Source organism: Streptomyces sp. NPDC019531 (assembly GCF_044903305.1).
GTDB lineage: Bacteria > Actinomycetota > Actinomycetes > Streptomycetales > Streptomycetaceae > Streptomyces.
This window is the reverse complement of record NZ_JBJDQL010000001.1, coordinates 76,858-92,273: the sequence shown is the minus strand read 5'-3', so window position 1 is coordinate 92,273 and position 15,416 is coordinate 76,858. Positions and strand designations below refer to the sequence as shown.

Genomic DNA, 15,416 nt, shown 5'->3' with positions numbered 1-15,416 from the left:
GTGACGCCCAGTTCGACGGTTCTCTTCGATGCTGCCGATCCCGCCACATGGGTCCTTCCCATCGAGGGGTATCTTCCCTCGGACAACGAGCGGAAGCAGATATCGCAAGCAAGGAAGATACTCGCTTCCGACTGCATGAAGGAGTACGGCTTCACCTGGCAGCCCGCTCCTGATCTGCCCAGGCTCGGTCCCAAGACCCTGGTCGACTGGCGATACGGAATCCACGATATGGCGCTGGCCAGCGAACGTGGCTACAAGCCGGCAGCCGCCGAACAGGAGGCGTACGACAAGGTGGCCGAAGTCGGTGCTGTGGACGACACATCGGGGGCGGGCCCCGAGACGCAGGCTCTGGAGGGAGGGGCCAACGAGGTCGGGGGCAGACCGGTGCCGAAGGGCGGATGTATCGGAGAAGCCGATCGGAAGATCTCGGCGAGCGCCGCCGACACCTCGGTCGCCCAGGCGCTCAGCACGGGCGCCTTCGTCGAGTCCCAGCAGGAACCCGCCGTGGTCAAGGCATTCAAGGCCTGGTCCGACTGCATGCGGGCAAGCGGGTTCCGGTACGACCGTCCGCTCGACGCGAGCGACGACCAGCGGTTCGCGTCCCGAGAGGTGACGTCTCTGGAGATCAAGACCGCGACGGCGGATATCTCCTGCCGTGACCGGACCGATGTCGCCAGGATCTGGTTCGACGCCGAAGTCGCGATCCAGGAGAAGAAGATCGACTCCCAGGGCGAACTGCTGGACAAGGAGCGGCGGGACCTCGACTCGGCGGTGAAGAAGGCCGCCTCCGTCGTGGAAGGGACGCGGTGAAGGGTGCTGACCGGGGCCTCGGCGCTCGCCGTCGGGGCCTCGCCGTTCTCGTCGTCGCCTGTGTACTTTGCACGGGCGCGGGTGCCGCAGCCGCCGTTCTCGTCAAGTCCCCGGCCCAGGCCGCGGCGGAGTCGGCACCGCCGCCCCCGGACATTCTCACGGCCAAGGCCGAGAAGCGGGTGATCTCGCAGGCGGTGATCGCACGTGGAGTGGTCACCGCTTCTCGGCACATCGAGGTCACGCCTGGACCGCAGTCGGACAAGGACATCGGGCGCTCCGTGGTGACCAAGGTCAGAACGGCAGCGGGGCAGAAGGCGACCACCGGCCAGGTTCTCCTGGAGATCTCCGGTCGGCCACTGTTCGTGCTGCCCGGCGCGGTGCCCGCCTACCGAGACCTGTCATGGGGAAAGAGCGGCGACGACGTCGGGCAGTTGCAGCGGGCCCTTCAGGCTGTCGGGCATCCCACCGGCACCGATCGTTCCGGCGTCTTCGGGCCCGGCACCGAGCAGGCGGTCGCCTCCTTCTACCGGTCCATCGGATACGAAGCACCGACCGTGGAAGTCCCGGCGGCGCCCCGAGCGAGCCCGGACCCGGCCGGGGAGGAGGAGCCGGGTAACGAGACCCCGGTCTCCCGCACACCCGTGGTCCCGCTCTCCGAGGTTGTCTTCGTCGAATCCTTCCCGGCTCGCGTGGACGACCTGCGGGTGAAGGTCGGAGACGAACCCGGTGCGAGCCTCCTGTCCCTGTCGTCGGGCGCGCTGACGGTCGAGGGAACGGTCACTCCACAGGAACGCGACATGATCAGATCAGGGCAACTCGTCCATATCTACTCCGAGTTGATGGGCCGACAGTTCGAGGGGAAGGTCACGTCGGTCGGTGAGGCGGCAGCGCAGGGTGAGGACGGCGATCAGCTGTCGGGCGGTGAGAAGTACACGGTCAAGGTCGCGCCCTCCCAGCCGCTGCAGGCCAAGCTCGACGGGGAGAACGTGCAACTGACCATCGTGGCGGCCTCCTCCGGCGACAAGGTCCTCGTCGTCCCCTCCTCGGCCCTGTCCACGGGCGCCGACGGACTGACCAGCGTCACGGAACGCCTGGGAGCCGAGGAACGCCGTATCCCCGTCGCGGTCGGAGTCTCGGGGGACGGATTCGTCCAGGTGACCCCGCAGAACGGTTACCGGCTGGACCCGGGTGCCGACGTCGTAGTGGGAACACAGCGGTGAAGAGCGACGAGCGAACGCCCGTCATCGAGTTCCGCGGCGTCGGGCTGACCTACCCCGGCCCTCCGGCGGTCCCGGCCCTGCACCCCTGCGATCTGCGCATCGGCCGGGGGGAGTTCGTCACGGTGGTCGGCCCGTCCGGGTCCGGGAAGTCCACACTGCTGAACATCGCCGGGCTGTTGGACACACCGACGCAGGGCACCTATCTGCTCGACGGCATCGACACGAAAACCATCAAAGCATCGGGGCTCGCCGCGCTGCGCGGCCGATGCATCGGGTTCGTGTTCCAGGCGTTCCATCTCCTCCCGCACCGCAGCGCACAGGAGAACGTGGAACTCGCCATGGTCTACCAGTCCGTCGCCCGTCGGCAGCGCCGCGTGCGCGCCGCGGCGGTGCTGGAGCGTGTCGGTCTCGCACATCGCGTTGCGGCCCTGCCGACCCAGCTCTCCGGAGGAGAACGCCAACGCGTCGCCGTGGCGCGCGCCCTGGTATGCGAGCCGTCGCTGCTGCTGTGCGACGAGCCGACCGGCAACCTCGACTCTGCGACCGCCGCCGCTGTGCTGGACCTGCTGGACGGACTGCACCGTGAGGGCATGACCGTCGTCGTCATCACCCACGACCCCCAGGTCGCCGCGCACGGGCAGCGCACAGTGACCATTCGGGACGGCGTCCTCACGGATCCCGCCCGGGGCCGGGTGATCGTGTGAAGGTGCTGGCCGGAGAGACCCCACACTGGTCGCGGCTGGCGGTACGCGATCTGCTGTCCGAGGCCGTGGCCGGTGTGCTCCAGCAGCCGGCGCGCTCGGCCCTCACCGCACTCGGCACCGTGCTCGGCGTGGGGGCCTTCATCGCTGTGTTGGGGGTGACCGCCACCGCCTCATCTCAGATCGACACCCGCTTCAACACCCTCACCGCCACCGAAGTGACGGTCGCCGACACTGCGCCCAAAGACCCTGACGCGCCCGCCCTCGCCTTTCCCGAGGACGCGGACGGCCGTATCTCCCGCCTAAACGGAGTACGGGCGGCGGGGGTCTACTGGGATGTCCGGCTCGGGCCGGACCGGACCGTGGCCACCTCACCCATGGGCAATGTCGACGGAGTCGAAGCACAGACCCAGGTCATGGCGGCTTCCCCGGGCATCTGGCAGGCGACCGACGCGACATTCGCCCAAGGACGAGCCTTCGACGCCTTCCACGACACCCACCGGCAGCCGGTGGCGGTCATCGGGGACGCCATCGCGGCACGGCTGGGCATCACCACGCTGCGCACGCACCCGGCCGTCTTCATCGGCAGTACCTCGTTCACCGTGATCGGCATACTCGACGACGTCGAGCGCAAGCCCGAACTGCTGATGTCGATCACTGTTCCGCGCAGCGTCGCCGAACGGACCTGGGGCCCGCCCGGCGACCAGGGCGCGCAGATGCTCGTGTCCACCCAACTCGGCGCCGCCCAGCAGATCGCCGACGAGGCGGCCGTCGCCCTGCGCCCCGAGCACCCGGAGTTCTTCCGGGTCACCCCGCCTCCCGACCCGCGGTCACTGCGCAACGCCGTGGGTGACGATCTGAGCCAGCTGTTTCTCCTCCTTGCCGGGGTGTGCCTTGTCATAGGCGCCGTGGGAATCGCCAACACCACCCTCGTCGCGGTCATGGAACGGGTCGGGGAGATCGGACTGCGGCGTGCCCTGGGTGCCCGTGGCAGGCACATCACGATCCAGTTCCTGGCCGAGTCCACGGCACTCGGCCTGATGGGTGGTCTGGTCGGCACCTCCATCGGCAGCGTGGTCGTGGTGTCCGTGGCCGTGGCAAGGCAGTGGACCCCTGTGCTCGATCCCGTCACGCTCGCTTCGGCGCCCGTACTCGGCCTGGCCACGGGCCTCCTCGCCGGCCTGTATCCGGCATGGCGGGCGTCCCGCATCCCGCCCGTGGAAGCGCTGCGTCGCTGACGACAGGCTCGGGGGAACTGCGCAGCGTCGGTCATGGCCGTGAGCCGTCTGCGCAGGTGCCCCGCATCCCTTCGGGGCGCTTGCCCTCGCCGGGTTCAGGGCCCTGCCTTTCCGTAGCACCCGTACGCGTGGATCTGCGCGCCTTCGGCCTGTCCGGCGAGGATGTCAGTCCAACTGACGGAGGCACTGCGACGAAGACCTCACCGCGCCCGGCGTCACCGTCGGGCGCGCTCTGAAGCCCGTCGACTCACGCCTTCGGCGCCCGCAGCAGTGCTCCTATGTGGGCCGCCGCCGTGGAAAGGTGGCGGCGGGCGTCGCGGAACTGGTCGGCCGTGATGCCGTGGTCGCGGGCCGCGTCACGGATGTCGTCACGGAAACGGTCGAGCAGACGGTCCAGATCGCGGGCCGGGTCTCCGGTGGAGTCCTCGTGGGCCCAGGACGGGTGGTAGTCGGCGGGGAAGTCCTCGGGGGTGTGCGAGTACTCGGCGCCGGACGTCGTCCTCTCGGTCTTATCGGTCCTTGCGCCGCCCCGGCCGAAGCCGAAGTCCTTCCCGAACTCCTTGCCGTAGTCCTTCCCGAACTCGCCGAACTCCTTGGCCAGTTCGGTCAGCCCCTCGCGCACCCCCGTGGGCCAGTCGCCGCGCGCGAAGTGGTCCTGTACCTGCTCCTGGACACGTCGGGCGATGCGCTGGACCTCCTCCTGGGCCTGCTCCCTCGCCCGGTCCTGAGCCTCCTTGGCCTGGCGGCGGGCCCGCTGGGCCTCCTCGCGGGCGCGGCGGCTCTCGTCCTTGGCGCGCCTGGCCTGTTCCTTCCACTCCGTCTTGACGCGGCGCATCTCCTCCTTGGCGGCGCGCCACGCCTCCTTGTCGCTGAACTCCGTGAAGTCCCCGAAGGGTCCCTCGTGTTCGCCGGTGCCCGCCTTGGTGCCACCGCCTCGGCGGGCCTCGGTCGCGGCTGCCCGCATCTCGCGCCGCAGGTCGCCCGCCGCGCCGCGCACATCGGCCCGGATCTCGGCGGCGAGCTCGGCGACCGACTCGCGGATCTCCAGCTCCAGGTCGGCCAGTTCACCGCTGCGGTCGGCCAGTTCGGCGCGGCCCGCGTCCGTGATGGCGTACACCTTGCGGCCGCCCTCGGTGGTGTGGGTGACCAGGCCCTCCGCCTCCAGCTTGGCCAGCCGAGGGTAGACGGTGCCCGCCGAGGGGGCGTACAGCCCCTGGAAGCGCTCCTCCAGGAGCCGGATCACCTCGTAGCCGTGGCGGGGGGCCTCGTCCAGCAGCTTCAGCAGGTAGAGGCGGAGGCGGCCGTGGGCGAAGACGGGGGGCATGTCAGAGCACCTTCTTGTCGGTCGTGCCGTCGGCCGGGGCGCGGGTCGGATCGTCCGTGGGGTCGGGATCGGGGTCGGGGGCGTCGGCCGGGCCGGAGACGGAATTGTCTCCCGAGGCGCTGTGCCCGTTGTCGGCCGGGTCGGCCGCGTCCGCCAAGTCCGCCGGGTCCGCGGGGTCACGGGGGTCGGTGAGATCGGCGGCGTCGGTCGGGTCCCCTGCGTCAACGGGGTCTCCGGTGTCGCTCGGCTCGGTACTCGTACCCCTGTCCTTCAGGAAGGGGTCCGCATCCCACGGCTCCTCCTCGTCCTCCCGGGGCGGGCGGCGCAGGAGTGCGATGGAGCCGGAGACGGTGGTCGCGCGGAGCTTGCCGGTGCCGGCGCCGAGGCGGCCGGTGACCTTGTGCGCACCCCACTGGCCGTGCACGCGCAGGCCCTCGAAGGCGTTGGAGATCGTCCCGCTCGCGGTGTTGGCCTCGACCTCCGCGTCAGCCGGCTGGGGCAGCCGGATGGCGATCTCGCCCGAGACGCTGGTCAGCCGTACGTCGGTGGGGCCCTCGGGGTCGAGGTCGACGATCATCGAGCCGCTGACCGAGTCGGCCCGCACGGAGGAGCCGGAGCCGTCCACCACGGTGAGGTCCCCGGAGACCGAGTTGAACCGCAGGTCACCGGTGACGGCCTGGGCCTCCAGGTTCCCGGAGACGGTGTCGGCGCGGACGGGGCCGGAGAGGCCGACCAGGGTCGTGTCGCCGTTGACCCCCTTCACCACGGACGGACCGCGCAGCCCCGACACGACGGCCCCGGCGCTGACCACCCCCACCTCGACGCGGGTCTCGGCCGGCACGGCCAGCGACACCACCGCGCTGCGCCGCCAGCCCTTGCGGTCGAGCCACTTGAGGAAGCCCTTCCAGGGGAGGTCCTCGTAGGCCACGGTGAGGGTGCCGCCCTCCTGGGTGACGACGAGGGGTGGTCCCTCGATCTGGGAGACCTCAAGGCGGGCGGAACCTTCGTCCGTGCCCACCACGTTCACTGTTCCGTTGACGGTGCGCACGTGGAGTTCGCGCACGGGCTCGTCGAAGGTGAGCTTCCTGGGCTCAGTGACGGACCACTCGGACATGGTGCAGACCTCCCCGTAGCAACGCGCCATATCGCGTCTCCTGCAATTCACGATATATCGTGGACGTTGAAAGTCAAGACACTCGTTCTGGGGACGTCAGGGGTCTCGAATGTGACCAATCGCCATGAATCGCCCTACCGTGTGATCATGTCGACGGACGCCACCTCCCGTACCGGTCGCACCGGCCCCGCTCCGGGAGCGCTGCTGCTCTGCCGGGCCGATCCGGACTCCGTCGCCCCCGCCGCCCGGCTGCTGCGCGAACGCATGCTGCTCACGCGCGCGGGCGAGGGCTGGAGCGTCCTCGTCCCGGAGGGCAAGCCCTGGCTGCGAGGTGAGGAGCCGGTCGACCGCGTCCTGACCGGCTGGGCCACCGCCCTGGCCGTCGGCGCACCCTGGCCCGTCCTCGCCCTGTGGTGGGACGCCGACCGTGGCGGCTACACCCTCGCGTCCGGCTTCCGCCGCCCTGTCGGCTACGTCTGGCTCGCCAACGGCACCCCGGCCGGCGAGGACGAGGCCATGCGCACGTTCGCGGCGCGCCTGGCCCTCGACCCGGTCCTGGACGTCCAGTCCCTCGACCACCTCACGAAACCGGACCCCGCGTCCGACGCCCGCGCCCGCCTGCGGGGCCTGCTGGCGGTCCTCACGCGCGCGGGCCTGACACTCCCCACGGGTCTCATCCCGGGGGAACCGGCGGACCGCCTCCGCGAGGTGGCTTGGGACCAGCCGGACGCTCACACGATCGAGTGGGAGGGCCGGCAGGAAACGGTCCGTGGCGAGCTCGAAGCGGTCGCGGACCGTCGCCTCACCCCCTGGCCCCTCTGGTCCGGCGACCCGAAGGCCCGCGCCCTCGCCCTGGCCCAGGTGGCGACAGGCCTCCCGCTGGCCGCCTGGGGGCTACGACACCGCAGCGGCGGCTGGCTCACGGCGGGAGCGCTGCTGCTGGCACACGGGGCGCTGGGACTGGCATACGACCTGACCCACCCGCGGGACTGAAAAGTGACCCTGACCAACGACTGAAACAAGAAAGGCGCCCCAGAAGGAGCGCCCCGCACCACACCGGCCCTACTCGTCGTCCTCGTCGTCCAACCTGGCCAGCCACGTGGCCAACCGCTCCACCGGCACCTCGAAGTCGGGATTGAGGTCGACGAACGTCCGCAGCTGCTCGGCGAGCCACTCAAAAGTGACCTCCTCCTCGCCGCGCCGCTTCTCCAGTTCTTCGATGCCTCGGTCCGTGAAGTACATGGGGCAAGGATAAGTGCGCCGAAGAATTGGCTCCATGGGCGCGTGCCCAGGCACAATGGATGACACGAGCCGAGGCCGGCAACAGCCGTCACGGCGGAACGAGTTGGTCGGCAGCGCACGGGGGACGGCAGTGGAACGCAGGATTCAGGAGATCGAGCTGCCCGGCGGTGCGAAGGTGCTCGCTCGGGTCAGCGTGCTGGCACCCGAAGAGATGCCGGTCGGCGGTGACGAGTTCGCCTACCAGGACGTCGGTGCGCTCGACCACATGGCCGCCAGGATCGACCAGCTGGGCGAACTGGTCCGCGGAATCGGCGGCGCCGTTCTCGACGCGGCTCGCGCCGTGCGGCCCGACGAGGTCAGCGCCACCTTCGGGGTTGAGCTGGCCCTCAAGCCCGGCAGGGCCGTCGCCCTGCTCGCCGACGGGGAGGCCAAGGCGGCGCTGTCGATCACCCTCACCTGGCACGGCGAGGCGGCCGGAGCCGACGCGGGCGCCACCGTCACGCCCATCGATGGCGACCGGGACGCCACCTCGGCATGACCGACCGGCTCGGACAGCTCGCGATACGGGCCACCGTGCGCATCGGCCCGAGAGAAAACCCCGGCACGTTGTGGGGCAGTGGTTTCTTCGTCGCGCCCGGATGGGTGCTGACGTGCGCGCACGTCCTGCCGCTCGCCCGGGGCGCGGAAGGCGTGGGCCCGCTCCGTGTGCAGGGCCATCGGCTGGATGTCCCCGCTCGGCTCGGCTACTGGCTCGGGGGCGGTCCCGATCCCGGGGACGACCTGGCCCTCGTACGGCTCCTGGCGGACGTCGACCACCCCTGTGTACGGCTGACGGACCGGTGCGACCGGCCGGTGAGCGTCGCCGCGTACGGGTGGCGCACCCCGCAGGGCGGTCTGCCGCAGCGCTGGGACGGCGAGAGCGAGTGCAACGGCCGGGACGGCGCGTACGGCCTCACCCTCGGGCCCCGGACGGAGATCCCCAGCGGGGCTTCCGGGGGGCCGCTCCTCGACCGTGAGCACGGGGTGGTCGCAGGGGTCGTCAAGGCGCGCCGGGTCGGCCGGGACGGAGGTTTGGCCGTGGCGGCGGCAGCGCTGCGGGGCTTTCGCGAGGCACGAGCGGTGGGCGGGGAGAACGCCCTGGGGGCGGATCCGTACGCGGAACTGATCCGCGCGCACGACCGCTGGCACGAGGCCGCCAAGGGCCCGGTGTCCTGGGTACGGCTGCAGGACGAACTGCGGCCCGCCGGTGCCCGTTCCTGGGCGCCACGGGACAGCGCGGAGGCGGGCGCGCTGCTCGCCGCGCTGCCCCGCCCGCAGTCTCCCGCCGAACTCCAGGACATGATCGCCCGGGTACTCGGCCACGAGCCGCTGTGGGAGGACGAGACCGCTCCGATCGACTGGCGCGATGGCCAGGGCTGGCTGTACGACACGCCCGACGACGCCGACCTGCGCGCGCTGCACTATCTGCGCGCAGTGGCCCATGCCACCGCGGCACGGGCGGCCGGCGCCGCGCGGGAACTGGAACGCTGGGTGGAGCGCCGGGCGAGCAGGCTTCCCGATCACCTTCGGGCGCTGGTCGTCGAGAAGGGCGTCGCCCCGCCGCCCGAGAGGCGCCACGCATACGTGGACGACGGTGACGGTCCCGTCGTGGCCGTCGAGCTGGAACCCGACCTCTTCCGGCCGCACGACCGCTTCCACTGGCGGATCTGGTCCTGGCGCGGGGACGCCGCCACCGTACGGGCCCTGGACGAGGGCCCGGCCGACGAGGGAACCGCCCTCGCGGACCTTCCGTATCTCCTCGGCGGACCGCTCGCCCGCGCCTTCGCCCAGCTCGACGCCGTCCCTCGGCAGGCCCGGCTCGAACTCGCCCTGCCCATGGAGCACTTCGACGTCGATATTCACCTCTGGCGCCCCGGCCTCGTGGTCCGCAGCCTGCGACCGCACCCCGCCGAGCGGCCCTTCGGCGTGCACCGGCAGGTCGTGCTGCGGTGCCTGAAACGGCGCGGCGAACCCGAGGAGACATGGCGGGAGCGCTGGCGCGGAGTCGTCGAGGGCGGCCTCAAGGCACTGCCCGTGCAGTCGCCGGCGTACGCCAGGGACATGCTGGACACGGCACCGCCGGGCGCGGTCCCCGTGTTGTGCCGCCCGCCCGCCGAGAGCGGCGGCCCGCTGGCCGAGGCGATCGGCGCCGGGTACGGCGTCGTCCTGTGGAACCTCAAGGCCGAACACACGCACGGCTGCGGCGAGCACTGCGACCGGCTCCACGACCACGTGGCGCGGATGATCGCCGCCGCCCGACAGGTCACCGCGCTGCCGGAACAGGTGCGGGTCCTGCGCGAACGGATCAGCGAGGCGGACGAGGACGCGAGCTGGGCCGAACACCTGGCCCTGCTCTACGACGATCCGCACCGACCGATTCCGCTGTGCGACGACAGGCTGGAATCCCCCTGAGCACTACTTGCCGAATGCTGTGCCCCGTTCGAAGGAGACCGCCGTGACCACTCCCGACTGGTTCGTCTACCAGGGCGTCGGCGAACCGCACGATGGCATCGACCGGCTGCCCGCGCCACCGCCGTGGCGGAACTTCGACGGCGAGCCCGTGATCGAGCGGCCACCCCCGCTAGGCACCGAGTCGACCCGTCGCCTGGGTACCCGCGGCCTGCGCGGCATCGCCTGGCGTCCCGTGGAGCTGGAACTGATCAACGCCGCGCTCTATCTGCGGCGCCCCCTGCTGGTGACCGGCGACCCCGGTTCCGGCAAGTCCACCCTTGCGCACGCCCTGGCTTACGAACTCGGCCTCGGCCGCGTGCTGCACTGGCCCATCGTCAGCCGCACGACACTGCGCGACGGCCTCTACACGTACGACGCCATCGCACGCCTCCAGGACATGCAGATGGCCCGTGCCGCGGGCGAGCGGTACACGGAGGACATCGGCGACTACCTCCGTCTCGGACCGCTCGGAACCGCGCTGCTGCCCCACGCCCGGCCCCGTGTCCTGCTCGTGGACGAACTCGACAAGAGCGACATCGACCTGCCCAACGACCTCCTCAACGCCTTGGAGGAAGGCGAGTTCGGCATCACCGAGCTCCAGCGGATCGCCCGGCGCACGGCCGAGGCCGAGGTCCTCACCGACGACGGCCGGCGCGCTCCGGTCCGGGAGGGGCGGGTCCGCTGCCGGGCCTTCCCGATCGTGGTGATGACCAGCAACGGCGAACGTGACTTCCCCGCCCCGCTGCTGCGCCGCTGCATCCACCTCGACCTGCCCTCGCCCCGCGACGACGAGTGGGGCACGGCCCGTCTGGAGACCATGGTCCGCGCCCACTTCGGCGAGGCCGGCCTGCCCGCGACCGACTCCCTGGTCCGCGCCTTCCTCCAGTCCAGCCCCGGTTCGCTGCGGGCCGCCGACCAACTCCTCAACGCTATCTACCTCACCCAGGAGGCGGTGCGCGACAGCGAGCCCGACCGGCTGCGGCTCGCCGAACTGCTGATGCGGCCACTCGACCAGGGCGGGCACGGGGCCCGCTGATGTCGGAGGGGCGAGGGGGGCCTGACGGCCCCGGGGAGCACATGGGGGGCTCGCGGGGGGAGCCTGGTGGCGGCCCGGTGAGCGCGCTGGCCGCACGGCTGCGGGCCTCGCTGGGTGTCGAGGCGACGCCACGGGAACTCGCCGAGGCGGTGTGGCTCGCCGGACAGCTGGGCCGGACCGAAGCGGGCCCGGACGGTCCGCGCACGGCGTCGCCGCCCCACCGGCCCCCGCAGCCGACCCCCGGGCATTCGGCGGAGCCACCTCACGAACCCCACGCCCCGGCGGGGGAGCCCCCCGACCACGGACAGCTGAGCCCTGAGCCCACGGTAGGAGCCCGACCCGCAGATCCGGCGGACGACTCCGTCCGGGTCCGTGTGCCCACGGCCCCCACACTGCCCCACCCCCTCCAACTCCAGCGGGCGCTACGGCCCTTGCGGCACTACCGCCCGCCTGTCCGCACCCGCGCCCACCGCATGGACGAGCAGGCGACCGCGGAACAGGCGGCGGAGACCGGCTTGTTGCTGCCCGTCCTGCGCCCCGACGCCGGCCGTGAGGCGAGGCTTCGGCTCCTGATGGACGTATCGACGTCGACGGCTGTCTGGGACAGCACCTTCGACGAACTCCGGCAGATCTGCGCGGGCATCGGGGCGTTCCGCGAGGTGGCGATGCAGTACGTCCACCATCTCGACGACGGTGTCGAGGACCGGCTGGTCGTCGCGAGGTCACGGTCCCTGGACGGCGCCGGGCCGGTCCGGGCCGCGGAGCAGCTGCGCGATCCGACGGGACGGCAGCTGACGCTGGTGCTCAGCGACTGCGCGGGGCCGTTGTGGCGCACCGGCCGGATGCAGCGGCTGCTCCACCACTGGGGGCAGGCGGCGCCGGTCGCCGTCGTACAGCCGCTGCCACAGCGGATGTGGCGCCGGACGCACCTTCCGGCGTCGCCCGGGGTCCTGCGGCGACGGGAAGGGCTCGGCGCGCGGCTGGACTTCGAGGCGGCGCAGGAGCCCGGACCGGTGGACGCGCTGCCGGTGCCCGTACTGTCGCCGACCCGGGCGGCGCTGGGTACCTGGGCCCGGCTGCTGGCCGGGAACACCGGTCTGTCGCTGCCGGGAGCCGCCGCCCCGGTGCGGGCGGACCACCCGTCGGCGGCGCCCCGCCCGGCACGGGCCGCCCCCGACGCCCCGGCCCTGGTGGCCGCCTTCCGGCGCACCGCTTCCCGGCCCGCCGTGTCGCTGGCCGTCCACCTCACCGCCGTACCGCTCACGCTCCCCGTGATGCAGCTCGTCCAGCGGGTGATGCAGCCGCAGAGCGGGCCGACCGTGCTGGCCGAGGTGCTGCTGAGCGGGCTGCTGCGGGGTGACGGTGACGACTGGTACGACTTCGTGCCCGGGGCGCGGGACGAGCTGATGCGCCTGCTCCACCGAGGGGACGCGATGCTTCTGTTGAAGCTCGCCGGGGATTACGTGGGGCGACACTTCGGGCGGAAGGAACGGACCTTCCCCGCGCTGCTGGCGGTGCCGGGGACGGCCCCCCGGGAGTTGCCGCGAGCCTTCGCCGAGGTGTCAGCGCGGTTGCTCGGTCGGTTCGGGAGCGAGGCGGCGGAGTCGGTGCCGCGCCGGGAGACGTTCGATGTCGTGTACACCGTGTCCGAGGCGCCCTGGGCCTCCTGGATGGCCTACGTGCTCGGCGTCTGCGGATGCGAGGTGAACCTGCGGGAGTGGAACACGCTGGACCGGGAGAGCCTCGGGGCGGTGCTGCTGCGGTCGGTGGGGCGTGGTGCGCGGCATCGGGTTCTGCTGCTGGTCGGGGGGTGGTACGACCCGTACGAGGCGGATGTCGTGGAGACCACGGCGGCGCAGTTCTCGCATCGCGCGGGTGTGATCGCGGTCGACGTCCATCCCGAACGGTCGTCGCCCTCCTACGACATGGACCTGGCGATCGGTCTGGAGCTGACGCAGCTGGGTGAGGGCATGGCCAGGTGGAAGCTGCTGGACCGGCTGGGCGTCGAACAGGGTGCGTACGCGCCCGATGACGTTCCCCGGCCCGACTACCCCGGCCCCGCGCGGACGGTCCGCGGTGAGGTGCCCGAGCGGACGCCGGGTTATGTCTACAGCCAGGCGTACATGGCCGAGTTGAGGCGGCTGCTGCCCGTGCCCCCTGGGGCCTGTGCCGTGATCGGGCCGCCCGCGACCGGGAAGTCGCAGCTCGCGGCCGAATATGTGGACCGGCACGGCGACGAGTACGACCTCGTGTGGTGGGTGCGGGGCGCTGTCGCCGAAAGCCTGGGGGAGTTCGCGGCCGAGTTCCGGCGCGGGGCCGAGCCCGCAGCACTGCTCGTCGAACTGAGTGAGGCGGGGCTGCGCCCGCTGATCGTCCTGGACGACTGTGACGACTTCCGGCAGGTGTCCGACCTGCTCATCACCGACGGACACTTCCTGATCACCTCCCGGGCGCCGGCGTGGGCCGAGGTGACCGACGTCGTCCGGATGGACTCCTCCGATGAGGCGGAACTGGTCCGGCGCGCGCTCGTACGGATCGACACCACGGTCCCCGGCCGGCGCGGGAGCGGGTTCTTCCTCGCGCCCGGCTGGGTGGTCACCGCGGCACACCTCTCTGCGCGGCCCAGCGCCGCCGACTCACAACCGGTGCTCGACCGGAGTGTCACGACGATGGACGGACAGAGCTACAGCGTCGACCGGTCCGTCGTCGTGGACGAGCTGGCGCTCCTGCACGTTCCCGGTGCCGAAGACCCGGACTGCCTGTGGCTCACGGATCAGCCCTACGCCTCGTTCGAAGCGGTGACGTTGTACACGGTCGACTCCTCCTCGGACGGCCTGTACATGGCCTTCGGACGGGGCACAATCATCGGGAGCGGGACGGAACTGCCCGTACTGGATGGCCCTGCGTCCTCGATCACCCAGGGCGGACCGGCCGTCGCGTCTCCCGACAGGGCCGTCGTCGCGGTGGTTGGGCAAGGCCGCCGGTTGGTGCCACTCACCTCGATGTGGGAGCTCGGCACCGCGCCGGGCAGCGGATCCGCGCTGTGGCAGGAGATCGTCGGCGCCCACGACCGCCACCACGCGGACCGGTACCGGCAGCGCGGCCCGAACATGACCTGGACCGGTGTGCAGACGCGGCTGGCCGAGAGTTCGTCGGGCGCGGCCGACCTCTCACCGGTCGAGCGGGTCGAACTCTTCGCCCTGCTCGCCGAGTTGCCCCCGCCGCAGGGAGCGCACGAGATCGAAGCCCTGGTCGGCGAGCGCGACCCGGCCACCCCTCTGTGCAGCTGGCGGGACGGCGTGGGGCGCAGGCGGGAGCCGGCCCTGCTCTACGCGGCGCGGGTGTGTAAACACGTGGTGTGGCGGTCGGCCGTCGACTCAACCGTGCCGGGAGTCACGGAAGCGCTGCGCACCTGGATCACGCGAAATGCCCAGTCCCTGAATGAGGGTCCGCGACGGCGTGTGCTGGAGGTCCTGGCGGAGGTGTTCCGTGAGGAAGATGTTTCCTCCGTAGCGGTCCTGATCAGCTCCCACTTCGACAACCGGTACAGCTGGTTGTCGAACACGCGCGTCGACCGTTCGCACCGCGGCCTGTCCCGGGATGCGTTGGAGGCTGAGCTGCGTGCCTACCTTGCGGAAGTCCTGCCAGGAGCGGAAGACGGACTGGCCAGGCATGTCGTGTTCATGCCGCCGTCCGAGCTGCTGTGGGAACTCCCCGTCGAGACCTGGCGGTTGTGGGGCGAGACGGCGGCGCCCTTGGGAGCGCGGCACCATGCCTATGTCATGACGGCACCGCACGGGTCGGACGCGCGGCCCGACGAGTGGTGGAGCAGGCACCGGGCCTCGTCCAAGCCCTTCAGCGCGATGCGGTTGGACAACGGCGTCCACCGGCGCGGTCTGCTGACGCGCGGCCGGTGGGCGAGCTTCTCCACGACCGGTGTGGTGCCGGTGGGATGCCGACATGCCGGGTCTCAGGCCCTGGACGAGGCCCGTTCCTCCGGATGCCCGCTGATCCTGTGGGACCGGGGGGCCGGCGCCGACACGGACTGCGCCGAGTTCTTCAAGGGCGTGGAAGGCCTCCTGAGCTCCACCCGGAGAGCCGACGAACTGCTCGACCGCGTACGGGAGCTGCGTGCCCGTATCGCGGCCGACCCCACCGACGAACGGGCCGCCTGGGCTCGTCACCTGGCCGTCTACTACAGCAGCCCCCGGCCCCGAGCCTCATGACGAAGGGGCCGTCCC

At 71.6% G+C, this 15,416-nt stretch carries 12 protein-coding genes; 9 read left to right on the top strand and 3 right to left on the bottom strand.

Annotated elements, in window-relative coordinates:
* Window positions 1–135: 135 nt before the first annotated feature.
* Genes ACI2L1_RS00440 through ACI2L1_RS00425 form a run of 4 tightly spaced genes read left to right on the top strand, consistent with a single transcriptional unit; the run spans window position 136 to window position 3,969 of the window.
* The gene (locus tag ACI2L1_RS00440; RefSeq protein ID WP_404737088.1) at window positions 136–810 is read left to right on the top strand and encodes a hypothetical protein; all 675 of its coding nucleotides are present in this window, start codon (window positions 136–138) and stop codon (window positions 808–810) included.
* Window positions 807–2,030 carry a peptidoglycan-binding protein gene (locus ACI2L1_RS00435; RefSeq protein WP_404737087.1) on the top strand — a complete coding sequence of 408 codons (1,224 nt, stop codon included), beginning with the start codon at window positions 807–809 and terminating at the stop codon, window positions 2,028–2,030. Before ACI2L1_RS00440 ends, ACI2L1_RS00435 begins: the two co-directional genes overlap by 4 nt.
* The gene (locus tag ACI2L1_RS00430) at window positions 2,027–2,734 is read left to right on the top strand and encodes an ABC transporter ATP-binding protein (RefSeq protein WP_404737086.1); all 708 of its coding nucleotides are present in this window, start codon (window positions 2,027–2,029) and stop codon (window positions 2,732–2,734) included. The genes ACI2L1_RS00435 and ACI2L1_RS00430 overlap by 4 nt, the downstream gene beginning before the upstream one ends.
* Before the next feature lie 2 nt (window positions 2,735–2,736).
* Complete coding sequence (locus ACI2L1_RS00425; protein WP_404737085.1) at window positions 2,737–3,969, top strand: ABC transporter permease; 1,233 nt, start codon at window positions 2,737–2,739, stop codon at window positions 3,967–3,969.
* Window positions 3,970–4,216: 247 nt separating this feature from the next.
* Here the strand turns inward: ACI2L1_RS00425 and ACI2L1_RS00420 are convergent, their stop codons facing one another.
* Entirely contained in the window at window positions 4,217–5,293 is a 1,077-nt protein-coding gene (locus ACI2L1_RS00420) for a helix-turn-helix transcriptional regulator (RefSeq protein WP_404737084.1), read from the bottom strand.
* Between the two features lies 1 nt (window position 5,294).
* Window positions 5,295–6,407 carry a DUF4097 family beta strand repeat-containing protein gene (locus tag ACI2L1_RS00415; RefSeq protein WP_404737083.1) on the bottom strand — a complete coding sequence of 371 codons (1,113 nt, stop codon included), beginning with the start codon at window positions 6,405–6,407 and terminating at the stop codon, window positions 5,295–5,297.
* 147 nt (window positions 6,408–6,554) lie between these two features.
* Here ACI2L1_RS00415 and ACI2L1_RS00410 point away from each other — a divergent pair, with 147 nt between their 5' ends.
* Window positions 6,555–7,400 carry a hypothetical protein gene (locus ACI2L1_RS00410; protein ID WP_404737082.1) on the top strand — a complete coding sequence of 282 codons (846 nt, stop codon included), beginning with the start codon at window positions 6,555–6,557 and terminating at the stop codon, window positions 7,398–7,400.
* 69 nt (window positions 7,401–7,469) lie between these two features.
* Here the strand turns inward: ACI2L1_RS00410 and ACI2L1_RS00405 are convergent, their stop codons facing one another.
* Window positions 7,470–7,649, bottom strand: a complete 180-nt coding sequence (locus ACI2L1_RS00405; protein ID WP_003992906.1) for a DUF6104 family protein — start codon at window positions 7,647–7,649, stop codon at window positions 7,470–7,472.
* A gap of 130 nt (window positions 7,650–7,779) precedes the next feature.
* Between ACI2L1_RS00405 and ACI2L1_RS00400 the strand changes: the two genes are divergently transcribed.
* The 4 genes from ACI2L1_RS00400 (at window position 7,780) to ACI2L1_RS00385 (ending at window position 15,401) form a co-directional block, all read left to right on the top strand.
* Window positions 7,780–8,187, top strand: a complete 408-nt coding sequence (locus tag ACI2L1_RS00400; protein WP_404737081.1) for a CU044_2847 family protein — start codon at window positions 7,780–7,782, stop codon at window positions 8,185–8,187.
* Window positions 8,184–10,100, top strand: a complete 1,917-nt coding sequence (locus ACI2L1_RS00395) for a trypsin-like peptidase domain-containing protein (RefSeq protein WP_404737080.1) — start codon at window positions 8,184–8,186, stop codon at window positions 10,098–10,100. Before ACI2L1_RS00400 ends, ACI2L1_RS00395 begins: the two co-directional genes overlap by 4 nt.
* Before the next feature lie 43 nt (window positions 10,101–10,143).
* Entirely contained in the window at window positions 10,144–11,175 is a 1,032-nt protein-coding gene (locus tag ACI2L1_RS00390; RefSeq protein WP_404737079.1) for an AAA family ATPase, read from the top strand.
* Between the two features lie 77 nt (window positions 11,176–11,252).
* Entirely contained in the window at window positions 11,253–15,401 is a 4,149-nt protein-coding gene (locus ACI2L1_RS00385) for an SAV_2336 N-terminal domain-related protein (RefSeq protein ID WP_404737078.1), read from the top strand.
* Window positions 15,402–15,416: the final 15 nt, after the last annotated feature.